The sequence below is a fragment of the Sulfuricurvum sp. genome (assembly GCF_049305995.1).
In the GTDB taxonomy this organism is placed as follows: Bacteria; Campylobacterota; Campylobacteria; order Campylobacterales; family Sulfurimonadaceae; genus Sulfuricurvum.
On record NZ_JBAQPS010000327.1, the window covers coordinates 1 to 1844 of the forward strand.

Sequence of the window (1844 nt, forward strand, 5' to 3'; positions counted from 1 at the left end):
GTGGTTATTCACTTGCGTATGATCAAAGGTGCCTATAGTGACTATATCTTTAGTGTCGTATCGCTGTTGGCATTTACATCGGTACTCATGACCTATTTCGGGGTGAACTACTATCTCGCAGGTCTTCATTCCTACGCAAAAGGTGATCCCGTTCCGGTTCCTGATTTCGTACCGTGGACTTATGCAGTGATCGCTATCGTAATAGCGATGGCCTATCCGAAACGAAGTACAAAGTAATCGTGTTATGACCGAAGCGTTAAAAGAACTTTTTGACGCGTACAAGCATCTCCCTGTAGGGGTGATGTTTTTTAAAGAACAAAAACTTTTCTTCCTTAACGACCATCTTAAAAATGTATTACTCCTTCAAAATTTAGGGAGTGATGATGTAATCAGTATTATCGGTGAGATGGTAGATTTAAAAGAGGCATCTCATGAATCTTTATGTGATTTTTTCTTGCACAATAATCTTTTTTTATACCGTGATAAACATTTTCAAATTGATCGGCAATCGTATGATAATATAGATGTCTTTGTTATTGTTCGCTTGAGTCATGAATCGATCAAACTTGTCGATCAAACTCGTATATTAAGAGATATACACAGTGATAATGATACGTCACATTTTAAAGCCAATAAAGATGAAGCTACTTTAATCAATAAAATATTTGGTAATTTGGAAGATGGTCGGTTTCCTTCTCTTGTTTTGTACAAAGGGATACCGATAAAAGGGGAGTGTACGCTTCATCATGCCCATAAGGGAAAAATTATTATTGGAGTGGAAAAAAAACAGCTTTGTGCAGCTCAAATTGGTACAAAATGGCTGATCGGTAGTAAACGAGATAACATGCTTCTTAGTGAAGTTTTACAATATGATTTGATTCGATCTGAAGTGACATTGCATAATATCCAAATAGTTGCCCAAAGTTTTCATTTACGTCAAGTAATACGCTATGCTACGTCTCATGATGATCAAATGATAGTGTCTCTTGATGGGAAAAAACATCCAGTTTTTTTACGAGATGTATCAGAAAAAGGTACGTCAATACAAACAGATAATGCACTTTTGTTGGTTGCATTATCTTCTGTAAAAGGAAAAGAATTGGATGCGGAACTCATACTGTCAAATATTAAAATCATGATTAAGGCAGTTTGGCTTTACACTGTTCCTGTCTATGAGGGAACGCAAATGAAGGTAGCTTTTAGTATTAGCTATGATGTGCAGAATGGTAATTTATTGCGAGAGTGGTTGAATAATAAGCAACTACAACTGATCCGAGAAGTGCGTACCTTTGTTCAAATGCTTCCGGCACCGCATCCTGTATCCAATAGTGGAGAATGGAACATCTAAAATGCTTTTTTTTATAACTTATAATGATCAAATGCTGTTTGTGTGAGTATGGCTTGGAATGCTTCGAGTGTTTCTATCTTTAAATCATCAATTCTAAATTCTTGACAAGAGACGGAAATACCGTACTGGTTGAGCCATTCGGGTGTGTAGTCCGTGGCTATATCAATATCATCCGAAGATGTTTTAAAAATAATAAAATCATCTCCTTGGAAGCGAATAATCGGATCTTCAGGAGTGCGTGTTTGAAGCATTTGTGCATATCGTTTTAAAAGTTCATCTCCTTTATCCCAACCATGCTGTTTGTTAAGCTGATTCATGTGGTGCAGAGTGATAAAGTGGAGTTTTATATATTTTTTAAAATCAGGTTCCAAAAAGAGATAATTCAGATAGCCAGGGCTGTAAAGACTGGTCAATGAATCTTTGTAAAAATAGGAGAAACGTTCTATTTCCAATGGAGTATTTGGGTGCTGAGATGTTGTCTGTTCCAAAGTAAGAT

3 protein-coding genes are annotated in these 1844 nt (G+C 36.4%); 2 read left to right on the forward strand and 1 reads right to left on the reverse strand.

What is annotated here, in order from left to right:
- Together WA010_RS11175 and WA010_RS11180 are read left to right on the forward strand one after the other, a co-directional pair.
- A partial coding sequence (locus tag WA010_RS11175) for a hypothetical protein (RefSeq protein ID WP_422557195.1) occupies window positions 1-237 on the forward strand: 237 nt, incomplete at its 5' end.
- 7 nt (window positions 238-244) lie between these two features.
- Window positions 245-1348 carry a hypothetical protein gene (locus WA010_RS11180; protein WP_422557196.1) on the forward strand — a complete coding sequence of 368 codons (1104 nt, stop codon included), beginning with the start codon at window positions 245-247 and terminating at the stop codon, window positions 1346-1348.
- Between the two features lie 11 nt (window positions 1349-1359).
- On the opposite strand, the gene WA010_RS11185 is transcribed toward WA010_RS11180, so the two are convergent.
- A partial coding sequence (locus WA010_RS11185) for a GGDEF domain-containing protein (RefSeq protein ID WP_422557197.1) occupies window positions 1360-1844 on the reverse strand: 485 nt, incomplete at its 5' end.

Bases quoted from the DNA above. Each gene is read 5' to 3' on its own strand.
- WA010_RS11180 (WP_422557196.1), top strand. From the start codon at position 245: ATGACCGAAGCGTTAAAAGAACTTTTTGACGCGTACAAGCATCTCCCT.